This window comes from Paenibacillus sp. Paensp38 (assembly GCF_059491915.1).
This window is the reverse complement of the sequence record NZ_CP168516.1, coordinates 4,889,953-4,903,831: the sequence shown is the minus strand read 5'-3', so window position 1 is coordinate 4,903,831 and position 13,879 is coordinate 4,889,953. Positions and strand designations below refer to the sequence as shown.

The following is a 13,879-nucleotide window of genomic DNA, read 5'->3' as shown; positions in this document are numbered from 1 at the left end:
CCACCTCCTTCCATAGTTGATGTTCTCAGTATAGTCAATCCGAAAGCGTCTATTCATCAGATACACATACGTGTCTATTTTAAACAAGATTAAATCTCCAAATTGCTTTAGCAGCTCATTCAGGTATCACTTATAATGCAAAAAGTGTGAAATTCCAATGTGTTTGGTACAATAAATATAGCAAACTTGGCGTTTGCGTGTTACTGATATAAGGAAAGTCAACGTTTATGCTACCGGATTGCCGGACACATACTTTGATCAGAAAGAAGGTTGGAATGATGGACTTGTGGTTTACGGAGAAGCAGACTCCCTCTTTCGGCATTACAGCAAAAATCAAACAAACCTACGTCTCTGAGAAAACAGATTTTCAGGATCTGGCTATGATCGAGACAGAGGAATTCGGCAATATGCTTGTTCTGGATGGCATGGTGATGACAACGGTTAAGGATGAATTTGTGTATCACGAAATGGTAGCACATCCGGCTTTGAATACACATCCGAATCCGAAAAAAGTTTTGGTTGTGGGTGGTGGCGATGGCGGCGTTATTCGTGAGGTCATCAAGCACCCTGAAGTGGAAAAGGCTGTATTGGTGGAGATTGACGGTAAGGTGATAGAATATTCTAAAAAATATTTGCCTGAAATTGCCGGAAAGCTGGACGAGCCTAATGTAGAAGTGCTGGTCAATGACGGATACATGCACATTATTGAACACAAAAATGAATACGACGTCATTATGGTCGATTCGACGGAGCCGGTAGGTCCGGCAGCCCCGCTGTTCGAGCGCGGGTTTTACCAAGGTATTTTTGAAGCATTGAAGGAAGACGGTATTTTCGTTGCACAAACGGATAATCCTTGGTTCAAGGCAGATCTGATTCAGAAGGTTAACAAAGATGTGAAGGAAATTTTCCCGATTGTGCGTGTATATGGTGCGAACATTCCAACCTATCCGAGTGGTCTATGGACATTCACGTTGGGTAGTAAGAAGTATGATCCGCTCGAAGTAGACGAAAACCGAATTCCAGAGATGGACACCCGATATTATAGTCCGCGTTTGCACAAAGCGGCGTTTGTACTACCTAAGTTTGTAGAGGATTTAACGAAGTAAACATTTTAAGAAAAAGCGTCTTAGTGGTCTTTATTGCCTGTTTCTGGGCGGAAAGGAGCGCTATAGGCGCTTTTTTGTCTTGAATAAGATTTAAAAATGGCCATGAAAGCATACTGGACACTGAATTTCCTTTTAAGATAAAAGAAGGAAATTTAAGGGTGTGTGTAGAATATACAAAAAACCAGACATTTAACAGATTTGTAATGTCAACAGGGACGGTTTGGTTATGGAAATACATAAATCGGCGATGTACCAAAGAGGGGGAAACTTTTTTGATCAGACGCTCTTTTTATTACCTGTGGGGGTCCCAGACGATCTCCAACGTAGCAGATATCATCTACATGTTGAGTGTAGTGGTATTGGTGTTCAGCTCAAGTAATTCCTTAATGACGACTATTCTAATCCCGCTGTTCCGATTGTCTGCCCAAGTGCTTAGTGGGCTCGTTGCACCAATCGTCCTCGGCCGATTTCGGCTAACACGCGTGTTGCTATTTTCCCAGTTTGGTCAGTTTGTCATTTTTACGCTACTGCTGCTTTATTTGTGGATCGTACCTGAGCAGAGGTCGTTTCTATTTATTTTTGTGATGGTGTTCGGTATGTCTTTTCTGGATGGCTGGACCAATCCTGCGCGTAATGCGCTTGTACCCCGTTTGGCTACGGGTGAAGGGCTAATGCGTGCCAACGGCATGGTGGCGGTCAGTGATCAGGTGGTCAGGTGTGCAGGCTGGGCGCTGAGCGGAATTATTGTGGCTTGGCTGGGTTCCCTGAATACGCTTGTGATTGCATCCTGTTGTTATCTCGTGGCTGTAACTGTCACGTCCTTTATTCGTGATCCGCTGGATCAGAAGGAATTAAGTCTTGAAGCTTCGGATTCCTCGACAAATGCAGTAGAGCCTGCAAAGGCAAAGGAAAAAGGCTCCCATTGGAAAGAGCTTGGGGAAGGCTGGACAATCATTTGGCACAACCGTCGTATTCGTTCTCTGATGATCGTCGATAGCGTGGATAGTATCGGGGGAGTCTCCTGGCTTGGGGTATTTATTCTGGCGTACGTCAGCCAAGTGCTGCATCGGGATGCGAGCTGGTGGGGCTTTATGAATGCGTCCTTTTTCTCGGGCACGATTTTGGGTGGATTGATTGTCGTTGGCTTGGTCAAGCGATTGCAAAAGAACAGCTTTTTGTACATGCTCGGAGCATTGCTGGTGTATGTACTGATTACCATTGTATTTGCGCTGAATACCATCCCCGTTGCTGCGCTTATTCTTTTTGCTGTATCAGGCTTACCTGTTCAAATGGCGGGGATTATTCGCCGCACCTTGCTGCAAACCAGTGCACCGCCAGCCCAGCTGCCCAAAGTGATGGCGGGAATTGATGTGCTTACAAATCTCGCTTTCGGTCTGTCTTTGTTATTCATGGGCTGGTATGCAGACCGTTTCGGTATGGTGCAGGTGTATTTGTTGGCTGCGGCCATGACTACCGTTGCTGTTCTGATCGGCTGGTTCTACCGCAGGGATTTTCAGGAAAGTGAGCAAATGGACCAACCAACCGCTACGGGCGCTGGGATTTAAAATTGGGGTTCCCGTTAGGCGTGACAGCATTCATTGGATGAGTTCAATTTTACAGGAACACCACTGGAATAACGTTGACGGTGGTGTTCCTTTCATATCATATTAAATTAAATGGTATGTCTGTTGAGCAATACGTGCCATTCCTAATGTCAGGTCCGTTTGCTCGTGAGATATGTTTTGACGGCAGGAGGAGTGTAATTTGTAAATTGCTGTAGGATTCCTTGCGAAGTAGTATCCGTAATTACCAACGCACGATATTTTTCCTGCATAAATTGTTCCTCAACCATACGATTAAACAAGGAAATAAGAGGATCGTAATAATGGTTAATATTTAAAAGACCGCATGGCTTTTCATGCAAGCCTAATTGCGCCCATGTGAAAATTTCAAAGTATTCTTCCATTGTACCTGGGCCACCTGGTAAAACAATGAATCCGTCCGCAATCTCTGCCATTTTAGATTTTCGTTCGTGCATGGAATCAACAATGATTAATTCGCTCAGGCCATTATGTGCAATTTCACGGCTTTGCAAAAAGTGAGGGAGTACACCGATGACGTGACCTCCTGCATGAAGTGCCGCGTCAGCCACTGCACCCATTAAACCAACACTTGCTCCTCCATAAATCAGGCTTATTTCCTGTTCGGCAAGTGCCTTGCCCAGAGCAACAGCATGCTCTCGATAAATCTCAGACGCTCCATTACTGGAACCGCAAAAAACAGCAATGCTTTTCATATGAGATTCTCCTTTATGTATATCTTTTTGCAAGTTTTTGCTGGTGTGTTCGAAATATATCCTCCAAGGTGATGTCATACTTGTTGGCGATCACGATGAGATTACCCAGTACGTCTCCAAGTTCTTCAGTTAAATGCTCCCTGTTCTCCTCGAATGAACCATCGATCTCATCAGGCCGGTCTCTGCCGATCTCCAGGGCGCGAATAGCTCTCGCAACCTCCCCGGTTTCCTCTGCCAAGAAACCAATTCGGACGAAGATATCTAAATCAGACCAGTTCCTCTCTTGATAATATTGCTTGACCCACTTTTGAAATTCATTAATATCCATATTCAGCCTCCCAACTGAAACCCATGCATGATGTTGGCTATACAAACCATAAGGTTTAGATGAAACGGAACGTTTGTTCTCGTTTTATTATATAATATAGGGGGGGATTTATCAAAGAAAAATAAAAAAGCCAATTGCTTAAAAAGCAACCGACTTTTTTTAAGAACGTTGACCTTACTGATGCGACCGTATCCGGTCAGCCTTTTAAGCCGTAGTAAACTGGCTGTTATAGAGCGAGGCATAATGGCCGCCGCTGGCAAGCAGCCCCTCATGGGTACCACTTTCGACGACATCGCCGTTTTTCATGTATAGAATCAAATCCGCTTCGCGGATGGTCGATAGTCTGTGGGCGATCACAAAGCTGGTGCGTCCGGCAATCATTTTCATAAATGCTTTTTGGATACGCGCTTCTGTCAGAGTGTCTATGCTACTGGTCGCTTCATCCAGGATCAGCATAGGTGGATCGACGAGGATTACCCTCGCGATGGTAAGCAGCTGTTTTTGGCCTTGCGACAGGCTGTCGCCTGACCCGCTGATGACCGTATCGTAGCCATGAGGCAGTCGCTTGATGAAGCTATGCGCATTGGCAGCTGTTGCAGCCGCGATGACTTCTTTGTCCGTGGCTTCCGGCTTCCCGTAAGCGATATTGTCCCGAATGGTTCCGCTGAACAGCCATGTATCTTGAAGCACCATACCAAAGTTAGTCCGCAGGTTGTCCCGGCTCATGTCGTTGATATTCACCCCGTCGATGGATATCGAGCCGCTGTCCACATCGTAAAACCGCATGAGCAGATTGACGAGTGTGGTTTTGCCAGCTCCGGTCTGTCCGACAATGGCCACACGTGTACCCGGTTTAACCTCCAGACTAAAGTTCGTAATGAGCGTACGTTCCGGGTTATAGGAGAATTTGACATGATCAAAAAGAATCGTGCCTTTGCTGCGCTTCAGCTGTACGGCGTTCGATTTTTCCGGCTGCTCTGGCGGTGAGTCCAAAATCGCAAATATGCGCTGAGCAGAAGCCGTGGCTGCCTGGAACTGGGTGAGAACACCCGTAATTTCATTAAAGGGCTTGGCGAACAAATTGGTATAAATCAGAAAGCTCGACAATCCACCTACCGAGATCCCACCCAAAATAATGGAAATACAGCCAATCATGGCGGTGACTGAAGAAGTCATGTTGTTCACCAATCGGGTAGAGGGGTTGGACAATGATCCGTAAAACTGCGATTTCACCCCGGCTTGATACAATTGTTCGTTTCTGGCGGAAAATTCCTCAAGCGAGCGGTTTTCATAATGAAAAGCAGTAACTACCCGTTGCCCGCCGATCATTTCTTCCACGTAACCGTTCAGGCTTCCTAAAATTTTGGCCTGTTCGCGGAACATACGCTGTGACCTTGTCGTAATGAACCGTGCCACACCGTATGTGATCGGGGCAGACACCAATACGACCAACGTCATGATCGGACTGATATACAGCATGAGTACAATGGAGCCTATAATCGTAATAATCCCGGTAATCAAGGTGGAAAATCCTTGCAGCAATCCATCCGACACAGCATCCATATCGTTCACGAAACGGCTAATGCTGTCTCCTTGCGGATGAGTGTCATGAAAGCTTAACGGAAGGATATTAAAATGATCAAATAACTCCCGCCGCATATCATTTACGGTCTGAAAAGCAATACGGTTCGTCAAATACGTGAGTAGCCAGCTAAACAGACTGCCTACAACATATACAATGCCTAATCCAGCTAGAATCTTTACAATACCTTTAAAATTCACTGCTCCCTTATCCACCATGTGGTCGATAGCTTGACCAATCATGTAGGGTCCGATCAGACTGGCAAGCACGCTGAGAATCGCACTGACGATGACCCAAAATGTTGTTGTTTTATATTGACCGACATAGGTTAACAATCTTCTCCAGGTTTCCTTGCCACTCATTGGTCCACCTCCTGCGTTGAGAGCTGGGAGCGATTAATTTCCTGATATACCTCCGAGCTGCTCATCAACTGATCATGTGTGCCGATTCCGACAATCCGGCCTTCATCAAATACAATGATTTTATCAGCATGCTGTACGCTGCTTACTCGTTGCGAGACCAGTAGGACAGTCATGCGGGTGCTTTTTTCCCGTAGCGATTTCCGGAGGGCGGCGTCAGTTGCAAAATCAAGTGCGCTTGAGGAATCGTCCAAAATCAGAATTTCCGGATTGCCTACAATAGCTCTGGCAATGGTAAGTCGCTGTTTTTGTCCTCCCGATAGATTAAGTCCTCCTCGGGTGATCGGGGCATCGAATTTTTCCGGCAAGTTAGAAATAAATTCATCCGCTTGCGCGATTGCTGCGGCTTGAGCGACTTCCTCGTCGGTGGCGTGTTCATGTCCCCAACGGATATTATCCGCTATCGTCCCAGTGAACAGCAGCGCCTTCTGAGGAACAATACCGATTTTCTGCCGCAATTGCTCAAGCTTATACTGCCGTACGTCGATGCCGTCAACCTGTACACAACCCTCTACCGCATCATAGAAGCGGGGAATGAGATTCACAAAGGTGGATTTCCCCGAACCTGTTCCTCCGATGATTCCAACCGTTTCACCAGGATAGATGTTTACCACTACATCGTTAAGTGCCAGTTGCCCTGTCGTATTGTATCCAAAGGAAACATGATCAAAAGAGATGGCTGGTACAGCGCCATGCCCACTTGTTCCCTCCCTATCTATAGATGTAGAAGTAGCAGCAGTGTCGGAAATCGAAGCTTGCGTGTCTAGGACCTCCTGAATCCGCGCTGCTGAAGTGGCAGCCTTGGTGAACAAAATAATTAAATTGGTCACCACAATCAGAGCTAATAAAATTTGCGTAATGTAATTAATAAAGGCAATAATCTCCCCTTGTGTAAGTGATCCATATTGGATATGGATGGCGCCGATCCACAGGATTGCAATAATAGCTCCGTTTACCACCAGCAAGGTGGCAGGGCTTAGCAAAGCAGAAATACGTCCGACACGAATAGCGGTCTGAGTCAGGTCATCCGAAGCGGCGTTGAATTTAACTCGCTCAGCGCCTCTTTTGGCAAATGCGCGTATGACCCGTACGCCTGTAAGATTTTCGCTAAGTACCAGAGCGATTTTATCGAGTTTTTTTTGATACCGACGATACAGTGGTGAAGCCTTCGTAATGACCACATACAGGATCAAAGCTAGAACCGGTGTAGCCGCCAACAGCACCAAAGCCAGGCGGAAATCCAGGATCATGGACATGATAATAGCCCCGATACAAATAAAAGGAGCACGAATGACCAGACGAATCAGCATCGCTACAGCCGTTTGGAGTTGATTGACATCATTCGTAATCCGGTTGATGAGCGAGGGCGTACCGAACTTATCGAGATCAGCATAAGAAAACGATGAAATATGTTTAAACATCGTATTGCGCAGCGTAGTTCCGAATCCTTGGGAGGCACGGGCTGCGTAAAACTGACATACTAATGAACTGCCAAAGCCCAGTATAGTCATGAGTAACATCAAAAGACCCATCTGCCAAACATAATGGGTGTCTCCTTTACCTACACCATGATTGATCATTAAGGCAACCATAGTGGGCAGCAATAGTTCCAAGATGGCCTCAATCAGTTTAAATAGAGGCCCAAGAATCGTTTCCTTTTTATAGGGTTTCAAAAAAACAGCAAATTTCAGCAAATAAACCATCACCTAACCTAAATAATGTATATAGCCTCATGCCGCAATAGCATATCTGAATTTGATTATGTCATATCCCCAACCATATGAATAATATTTAATATATATTAGAGGTATAGGTTTTACATATATCAGTACCGGAGGGCCATAATGATGGAATTGAGACATCTCAAGTATTTTTTGGCGATCGCAGAGGCCGGACAGATTACAGCGGCAGCCAAAAAGCTGCAAATCGCACAGCCTCCCTTAAGTCAGCAGCTCATGCAACTGGAGGAAGAGCTTGGTGTAAAGCTCGTGCATCGAGGCTCGCGAAGCATCCAGTTGACGGAGGCCGGCATCATTTTACAGAATAGGGCCAAGCAGATTCTGGAGCTGACAGATGCCACAACGAGAGAAATTAACGATTTTGCCTTGGGGATGAAGGGTACGCTTACCATTGGAACGGTCTCCTCTTCCGGCGCAGCCCTAATGAAAGACAGGCTTTCCGAATTTCATAAAACCTATGCGGGTGTAAAATTTGAAATTCATGAGGGAAATACCTTTAGGATTCTCGATCTTTTGAACAAAGGAATTGTCGAGGTCGGTATCGTCAGAACCCCTTTTAATACCACTGATTTAGGGTGCAGATATGCGTCCTCCGAACCGATGATCGCAGTGATGACAGAAGAACATGACTGGAACCCCGAACAGAAGACCATCCCGTTGTCTGACTTGAAAAACAGGCCGCTCATCGTTTATCGCCGCTTTGAACAATTGATCCACGATACCTGTATAAAGCATGGCTTTGAGCCAAATTTCTTTTGCAAAAACGATGATGCTCGCACCACGCTTCATTGGGCTAATGAAGGGTTGGGGATCGGTATGATTTCGCGGTCTGCGTTGTCACTCGGAAGCAATAACCAGTTAATCGTTAAGGAAATTATGTGTGAAGAATTGCATACACGTGTGGCGGCTGTCTGGATGAAGGATAAATACATGTCTTCTCTAGCCTCTCGATTCATTGAAAGTTTTAGCCAAGCATCTGATGGAGCTGACTTAAGGTAGCTAAATTTTTTGGATGAAAGCATCTTTTTGTAAAAACTCATTTGAATTGCAATCGGGAACTGGATATAGTAGTACAGTAGGATAGCAATAGAATGGAGTTTGAATACATGCCACATAATGCAAAGGTCCGAATCCGTCTTCATAGTCATCATGACGGAGAAGATGTGGTACAGGAACTTCCCGGAGAAGCGATTGTGCGTGGGAAGCATCTATATATAAGGTACGATGAGCCGCAAGAAAGTCCTGAGGGCGGTACGACACGGAACACAGTCAAAATCGGACCGGATGAGCTAAAGCTGATTCGTCACGGTGAGGTACAATCAGAGCAGTCGTTTGCGCTGGGACGCAGGTTGCCTGGATTTTACCGCTCGCCTTATTTAAACCTGAACATGTCTGCGCATACGCAGAAGCTCGATATTCGGATGGATGGATTCAGCGGGCATGTGAGCTGGACCTATGATCTGTACGTATTTGAGGATTTCTCGGGGCATTTTGCCATCAGTTTGCATATACAGGAGGAGCAATAATCATGACAAGCAATCCACTGGAACTTATTAATCAAAAGGTGACTTCAGCAATTGAGGCGGCGGTGCTGGCTGCCGGAATCGTGAGCCGCGAAGAGCTGCCGACCATTACGCTGGAGGTGCCCAAGGACAAGTCACACGGTGATTTGGCTACCAACGCTGCGATGCAGCTCACCCGCATTGCGAAGAAGAACCCACGGCAAATCGCTGAAGACTTAATCGCGAATATGGATTTAGCTTCCGCTTCTATTGAAAGTGCGGAAATCGCTGGACCGGGTTTTATTAACTTCCGCCTGAACAAGAGCTACCTGTATGCAGTCATTGGACAAGTGCAGGAGCAGGGGGCAGATTACGGGCGTATACAGGAAGGTGCAGGCAAAAAGGTACAAATCGAGTTTGTCAGCGCCAATCCGACAGGTAGCCTTCACTTAGGTCATGCACGTGGTGCAGCCGTAGGGGATGCTCTCTGCAACGTGCTTGATTTTGCCGGATACAAAGTAACTCGTGAATACTATATTAATGATGCGGGCAACCAGATTTACAACATGAGCCGCTCTATTGAAGCGCGTTATTTGCAGGAGCTGGGACAGCCTGCGGAGATGCCGGAAGATGGTTACCATGGTGAGGATATCATCGGGTTTGCCAAGGAACTGGTGGCTGAAAAGGGCGATTCTCTGTTGTCCATGGAACCGGGAGATCGTGCTGCTTATTTCCGTGACTACGGTCTGGAAAAGGAACTAAACAAGATTAAGCGTGATCTGGAGCTGTTCCGTGTACCTTTTGACTCCTGGTTCAGCGAAACGTCGCTGTATGAAAATGGTGAAGTGCTTAAAGCGCTGAATGAGCTGCGTGACCGTGAAGAGATTTACGAGAAGGACGGAGCTACATGGCTGAATACGACCAAGTACGGCGACGATAAAGACCGTGTCTTGATCAAAAATGACGGTACATATACGTACCTGACCCCGGATATCGCTTACCATCGCGATAAATATGCTCGTGGGTATGACACGATCATCAACATTTGGGGAGCGGATCACCATGGCTATATTCCACGGATGAAGGCAGCAATGGAAGCACTGGGTAATGACCCGGATAAGCTTAAAGTGTTGATTGCCCAAATGGTCAGCTTGTTCCAAAATGGGGAAAAAGTAAAAATGTCCAAACGTACTGGCAAGGCCGTGACGATGGAAGATCTGATGGAAGAAGTGGGTGTAGACGCGATCCGTTACTTCTTCACTATGCGCAGCATGGATTCGCACCTGGATTTTGACATGGATTTGGCGATTTCCACTTCCAATGAGAATCCAGTATTCTACGTACAATATGCGCACGCACGTGCATGCAGCGTATATCGTCAAGCTGAAGAGCAGGGGATTGCTGTGCTGCCGTTGGCAGAAGTTGACTTGTCCAAGCTGACGGCTGAGCATGAATACGATTTGCTCCGCAAAATCGGCGAGCTGCCGGAGGAAGTATCGGTGGCGGCTGCAAACTTTGCACCACACCGTATGATTCGCTATGTCTACGAGCTGGCTTCATTGTTCCACAGCTACTATAAGGCAGAGCGCGTCATTACAGAGGATGCCGCTCAAACGCAGGCACGCTTGGCGTTGTTTGGTGCGGTGCGCACGACCATTGCCAACGTACTGAAGCTAGTGGGCGTGTCTGCACCGGAACGTATGTAAGCAAGCAACTTTAACATCATGACCTTGTAGTCATATAAATAATAATAAAAGGAACCGAGGCGCCACTCTCAACAGGTTGGCGCCTCGGTTCCTTTTTATGTTGGATTAGCTTAGTAGCGTTCCAGTACCAAATTCGTTTTCAGGGAATCGGCGGGAACCAGCCATCCTTTGGATTGCAACAGGTTCATCAGCTTGGTGCGGTTGCTGGCGGCAACACTGTAATCCGAGGTTTTGAAGGAGATTTCGATAATATTTTCTGTACCTGATCCGTTTGCGCTGCGAATAGGCCATATTTCAACGTCGGTATCCAGTCCCTGAAAGCTACCTTCATATTTGCTGACCTGTACCGGACCGCGTACTCTGGAGTCTGCCAGAGTTTTCTTGCCCCAGTTGCTGGATTTACAGTTTTGCAGCTTGCCCGGAAGATTAACCTGTAGTTGCTTTAATGCTTGATCTGGGGAAGGTAGAGCCAATCCTTTGGAGGCGTTTGTTTTTTTATCATTGGAAAAACTTAGTGTTTGCTTGCTGTATCCCCAATCCACCTCAGCCTCATAATTATCATCAGACGCGCTGAACCCTTCTTTATTCGCTTGGGTGAGCGCCGCGTCGATATTTCCATTTGTGACCGTATAGCGCTTTTTGTAGGTTAATTCATAATTTTTTTTGTCCTCTTTTTTGCGAAACCTCACGTTCCAGCCCTCGTCATTTAATTGCAATGAATTTGTATCAAAATACTCGACGCTCAATCGTTGTGCATCGTCGCTAATTTGAAACTCGTTCACGATGCCACTTTTTAATGAGCCATCCGCATTGAGCACCTGAGCCGTATCCAGTAGTAGCTTCACCTCATAGCTTGGTGTGGCATTGGCGGCAGCTTGTACCGGTTCTGCTCCTTTCCATCCTGTTACGAGCAGTACTGCACTCAGAGTTACTACCGACATCAATTGGGTGATACGAAGGCCTGTTTTCATTTCATCCTCTCCTGTTCGTCCGAATAGGTTACACGCTACACTTTACGGGTGTATTGTCAGTCGTATGTCAAAGCACGAGGGTACTCCGGTAAAAAAAAGACATAATTTCTATATGACAGGTAAGATTTAATCTTGGTTCCATGATAAATATTCGGTGAATCTGTGAATGAGCGCCGAGCGATGGCGGTCTTTGTTGCTGACCATATAAATATACCGCTCAACAGACTGCCCCGGAATAGGTCTTACAACCAGTAAGCCCCGCTCAACCTCTGACTGAACGGCAATGCGAGATACAAAGGAGATGTGTTCTCCCAGCATAACCGCCTGTTTGATGGCTTCCAGTGAATCCAACTCCAGATAGGAGGGAAGTCGCCGACTCCCACGCTCCAGCCATTTGTCGGTCACGTGGCGTGTGCTGGAATCCTTGCCATGTAATACGAAGGAGGAAGAAGCGATAAGCTCGGGTGTCAAATCGGTTTCGTTGGCGAGCGGATGAGTGGGTGAGCAGATGAGCATCAGTTCATCTTCGCCCAAGGATTCTGAGAGTAGCGTTGGGGATTGAAACGGCTCTGCCGAAATGATGCCAAGATCAATTTCGTGACGAGCGAGCATGTCCTTGATCACGGGCGCAGTTTTCACAGACAAGGCGATGTGAATACCCGGATGCTCACGGGCAAAGCGGTGCAACACAGCAGGAAGCAAGTAGGTAGCGGGTACATAGCTTGCGCCAATACGTATGCTTCCCCGCTGGAGCGTATCGAACTCGCGGACGACTCGCTCAGCTTCGGCAGCCAGTGCATTAATTTTGCTGGCATAGTGCAGTAGCGCATTTCCAGCATCCGTCAGGATGATTTTGCCCATGCGTGTGTCAAACAGCTTTACGCCGAATTCACGCTCCAGATTTTTCATATGAAAAGTAACAGTGGGTTGCTTTAGGCCAAGAAGCTCGGCGACCGTGGTAATTTTATGGTGCTTATTCAGCAGTTCTACAATATGTAACTTTAGAAGACTTAAATTCACTTAGAATGCCTCGCTTTCAGGTTAATTGAACAATCATGCCTATTTGTATGGGTAGCAGCATCAATCCCCTCTATATAGATTAAATCTATGAGTGTTAACACAATTCATTGAAATAATTAATTTTGTTTTAACTTTCCAATAACACAGGTTGCGAATTCAAGTTTTACACTGGGGTCAGTCAGAAGAACAGGCAGGTAATGCGATGAATCAGGATCTATATATTCACGGATTAAGTAAAACCTTCAGCCAAATAACAGCGCTGCATGAGACGAATCTGGTCGTACGACGGGGTAAATTCACAACACTGCTCGGACCGTCCGGATGTGGGAAAACAACGCTCTTGCGCTTGATTGCTGGTCTGGAGACACCGGATACCGGCACAATCACGATGGGAGAGGAAATTCTTTTTTCGGCTGAACGCAAAAAGGATATTCCCGCGCATCTCCGCCACTTTGGTATGGTCTTTCAGGATTTCGCGTTGTGGCCGCATATGACGGTGTTTGAAAATGTGGCCTTCGGCCTGCGTGCGGGCAAGCGGGGGAAAGGGTTTGCCAGCGCCCGAGACAAGGAACTGCGGACAGTGGTGCTGGAGGCGCTCGACATGGTCAGATTGTCAGGGATGGAGGATCGGTATCCTCATCAGCTATCCGGTGGTCAGCAGCAGCGGGTTGCCTTCGCAAGAGCGGTTGCTATCCGGCCTCGACTGGTGTTGTTCGACGAGCCTCTCAGTGCGCTGGATGCGGTGCTACGGGAGGAGATGCGCATTGAGATGCTGTCGCTTGTGCGCGATCTGGGGCTGACCGCCCTATATGTCACCCATGATCAGATCGAGGCCATGTCCATGTCTGATGAAGTGGTTGTTATGAAAAATGGACATATTTTGCAGACCGGAACACCAGAGGTGATCTACGGTTGCCCAGCTCATCCAGAGGTGGCGAGGTTTATCGGCAAATCCAACTGGCTGGAGTTGGAACGGACACTGTTTCGTCCTGAACATGTCCGTTGGGAACAGGAGCAAGCGGATCAGCACGCTTTTACAGTAGAGATCATGCATGTCAGCTATGTCGGCGATCGTTATGAAATTCGTATACTAGCCGAGAACGGTGAGCAATGGACTGCATATCACTCCACCCGCTTGCCGATTGGCGAAAAAATGCACATTTGGGTATCACCGCAACACATCCACCAACTTGAAGCATAAGGAAAAGGG

12 protein-coding genes are annotated in these 13,879 nt (G+C 46.9%); 6 read left to right on the top strand and 6 right to left on the bottom strand.

Annotated elements, in window-relative coordinates:
- The first annotated feature begins 278 nt into the window (after window positions 1-278).
- Both speE and ACEN8J_RS21725 read left to right on the top strand, forming a co-directional pair.
- Window positions 279-1,106, top strand: a complete 828-nt coding sequence (speE, locus tag ACEN8J_RS21730; RefSeq protein ID WP_029514919.1) for a polyamine aminopropyltransferase — start codon at window positions 279-281, stop codon at window positions 1,104-1,106.
- Between the two features lie 272 nt (window positions 1,107-1,378).
- Window positions 1,379-2,671 (top strand): MFS transporter, encoded by a 1,293-nt coding sequence (locus tag ACEN8J_RS21725; RefSeq protein ID WP_069011485.1) that lies wholly within the window; start codon window positions 1,379-1,381, stop codon window positions 2,669-2,671.
- 149 nt (window positions 2,672-2,820) lie between these two features.
- Here the strand turns inward: ACEN8J_RS21725 and ACEN8J_RS21720 are convergent, their stop codons facing one another.
- From ACEN8J_RS21720 to ACEN8J_RS21705, 4 genes are all read right to left on the bottom strand, one after another.
- Complete coding sequence (locus ACEN8J_RS21720) at window positions 2,821-3,402, bottom strand: LOG family protein (RefSeq protein ID WP_029514915.1); 582 nt, start codon at window positions 3,400-3,402, stop codon at window positions 2,821-2,823.
- A gap of 13 nt (window positions 3,403-3,415) precedes the next feature.
- The gene (locus ACEN8J_RS21715) at window positions 3,416-3,730 is read right to left on the bottom strand and encodes a MazG nucleotide pyrophosphohydrolase domain-containing protein (RefSeq protein ID WP_029514913.1); all 315 of its coding nucleotides are present in this window, start codon (window positions 3,728-3,730) and stop codon (window positions 3,416-3,418) included.
- 204 nt (window positions 3,731-3,934) lie between these two features.
- Complete coding sequence (locus ACEN8J_RS21710; protein WP_495593966.1) at window positions 3,935-5,674, bottom strand: ABC transporter ATP-binding protein; 1,740 nt, start codon at window positions 5,672-5,674, stop codon at window positions 3,935-3,937.
- Complete coding sequence (locus tag ACEN8J_RS21705; RefSeq protein ID WP_340931155.1) at window positions 5,671-7,425, bottom strand: ABC transporter ATP-binding protein; 1,755 nt, start codon at window positions 7,423-7,425, stop codon at window positions 5,671-5,673. Before ACEN8J_RS21705 ends, ACEN8J_RS21710 begins: the two co-directional genes overlap by 4 nt.
- Window positions 7,426-7,578: 153 nt before the next feature.
- On the opposite strand from ACEN8J_RS21705, the gene ACEN8J_RS21700 reads away from it, so the two are divergent.
- From ACEN8J_RS21700 to argS, 3 genes are all read left to right on the top strand, one after another.
- Window positions 7,579-8,469, top strand: coding sequence for a LysR family transcriptional regulator (locus ACEN8J_RS21700; protein WP_029514908.1), 891 nt, complete (start codon window positions 7,579-7,581; stop codon window positions 8,467-8,469).
- A 92-nt stretch (window positions 8,470-8,561) separates the two neighbouring features.
- The gene (locus tag ACEN8J_RS21695) at window positions 8,562-8,996 is read left to right on the top strand and encodes a YwiB family protein (protein WP_080658551.1); all 435 of its coding nucleotides are present in this window, start codon (window positions 8,562-8,564) and stop codon (window positions 8,994-8,996) included.
- Between the two features lie 2 nt (window positions 8,997-8,998).
- A complete protein-coding gene (gene argS / locus ACEN8J_RS21690) occupies window positions 8,999-10,678 on the top strand; it encodes an arginine--tRNA ligase (protein WP_029514906.1) in 1,680 nt (559 codons plus the stop codon).
- Between the two features lie 110 nt (window positions 10,679-10,788).
- Here the strand turns inward: argS and ACEN8J_RS21685 are convergent, their stop codons facing one another.
- Window positions 10,789-11,649 (bottom strand): hypothetical protein, encoded by an 861-nt coding sequence (locus ACEN8J_RS21685; RefSeq protein ID WP_495593964.1) that lies wholly within the window; start codon window positions 11,647-11,649, stop codon window positions 10,789-10,791.
- 126 nt (window positions 11,650-11,775) lie between these two features.
- Window positions 11,776-12,669, bottom strand: a complete 894-nt coding sequence (locus ACEN8J_RS21680; RefSeq protein ID WP_029514902.1) for a LysR family transcriptional regulator — start codon at window positions 12,667-12,669, stop codon at window positions 11,776-11,778.
- 202 nt (window positions 12,670-12,871) lie between these two features.
- Between ACEN8J_RS21680 and ACEN8J_RS21675 the strand changes: the two genes are divergently transcribed.
- Window positions 12,872-13,870, top strand: coding sequence for an ABC transporter ATP-binding protein (locus tag ACEN8J_RS21675; protein WP_029514901.1), 999 nt, complete (start codon window positions 12,872-12,874; stop codon window positions 13,868-13,870).
- The last annotated feature ends 9 nt before the right edge of the window (window positions 13,871-13,879 follow it).

What these genes read in the sequence shown, in the direction of transcription:
- ACEN8J_RS21710 (WP_495593966.1), bottom strand. Translation starts at nt 5,674, where the DNA reads ATGAGTGGCAAGGAAACCTGGAGAAGATTGTTAACCTATGTCGGTCAA.
- ACEN8J_RS21715 (WP_029514913.1), bottom strand. Translation starts at nt 3,730, where the DNA reads ATGGATATTAATGAATTTCAAAAGTGGGTCAAGCAATATTATCAAGAG.
- argS (WP_029514906.1), top strand. Translation starts at nt 8,999, where the DNA reads ATGACAAGCAATCCACTGGAACTTATTAATCAAAAGGTGACTTCAGCA.
- ACEN8J_RS21685 (WP_495593964.1), bottom strand. Translation starts at nt 11,649, where the DNA reads ATGAAAACAGGCCTTCGTATCACCCAATTGATGTCGGTAGTAACTCTG.
- ACEN8J_RS21700 (WP_029514908.1), top strand. Translation starts at nt 7,579, where the DNA reads ATGGAATTGAGACATCTCAAGTATTTTTTGGCGATCGCAGAGGCCGGA.
- ACEN8J_RS21695 (WP_080658551.1), top strand. Translation starts at nt 8,562, where the DNA reads ATGGAGTTTGAATACATGCCACATAATGCAAAGGTCCGAATCCGTCTT.
- speE (WP_029514919.1), top strand. Translation starts at nt 279, where the DNA reads ATGGACTTGTGGTTTACGGAGAAGCAGACTCCCTCTTTCGGCATTACA.
- ACEN8J_RS21675 (WP_029514901.1), top strand. Translation starts at nt 12,872, where the DNA reads ATGAATCAGGATCTATATATTCACGGATTAAGTAAAACCTTCAGCCAA.
- ACEN8J_RS21720 (WP_029514915.1), bottom strand. Translation starts at nt 3,402, where the DNA reads ATGAAAAGCATTGCTGTTTTTTGCGGTTCCAGTAATGGAGCGTCTGAG.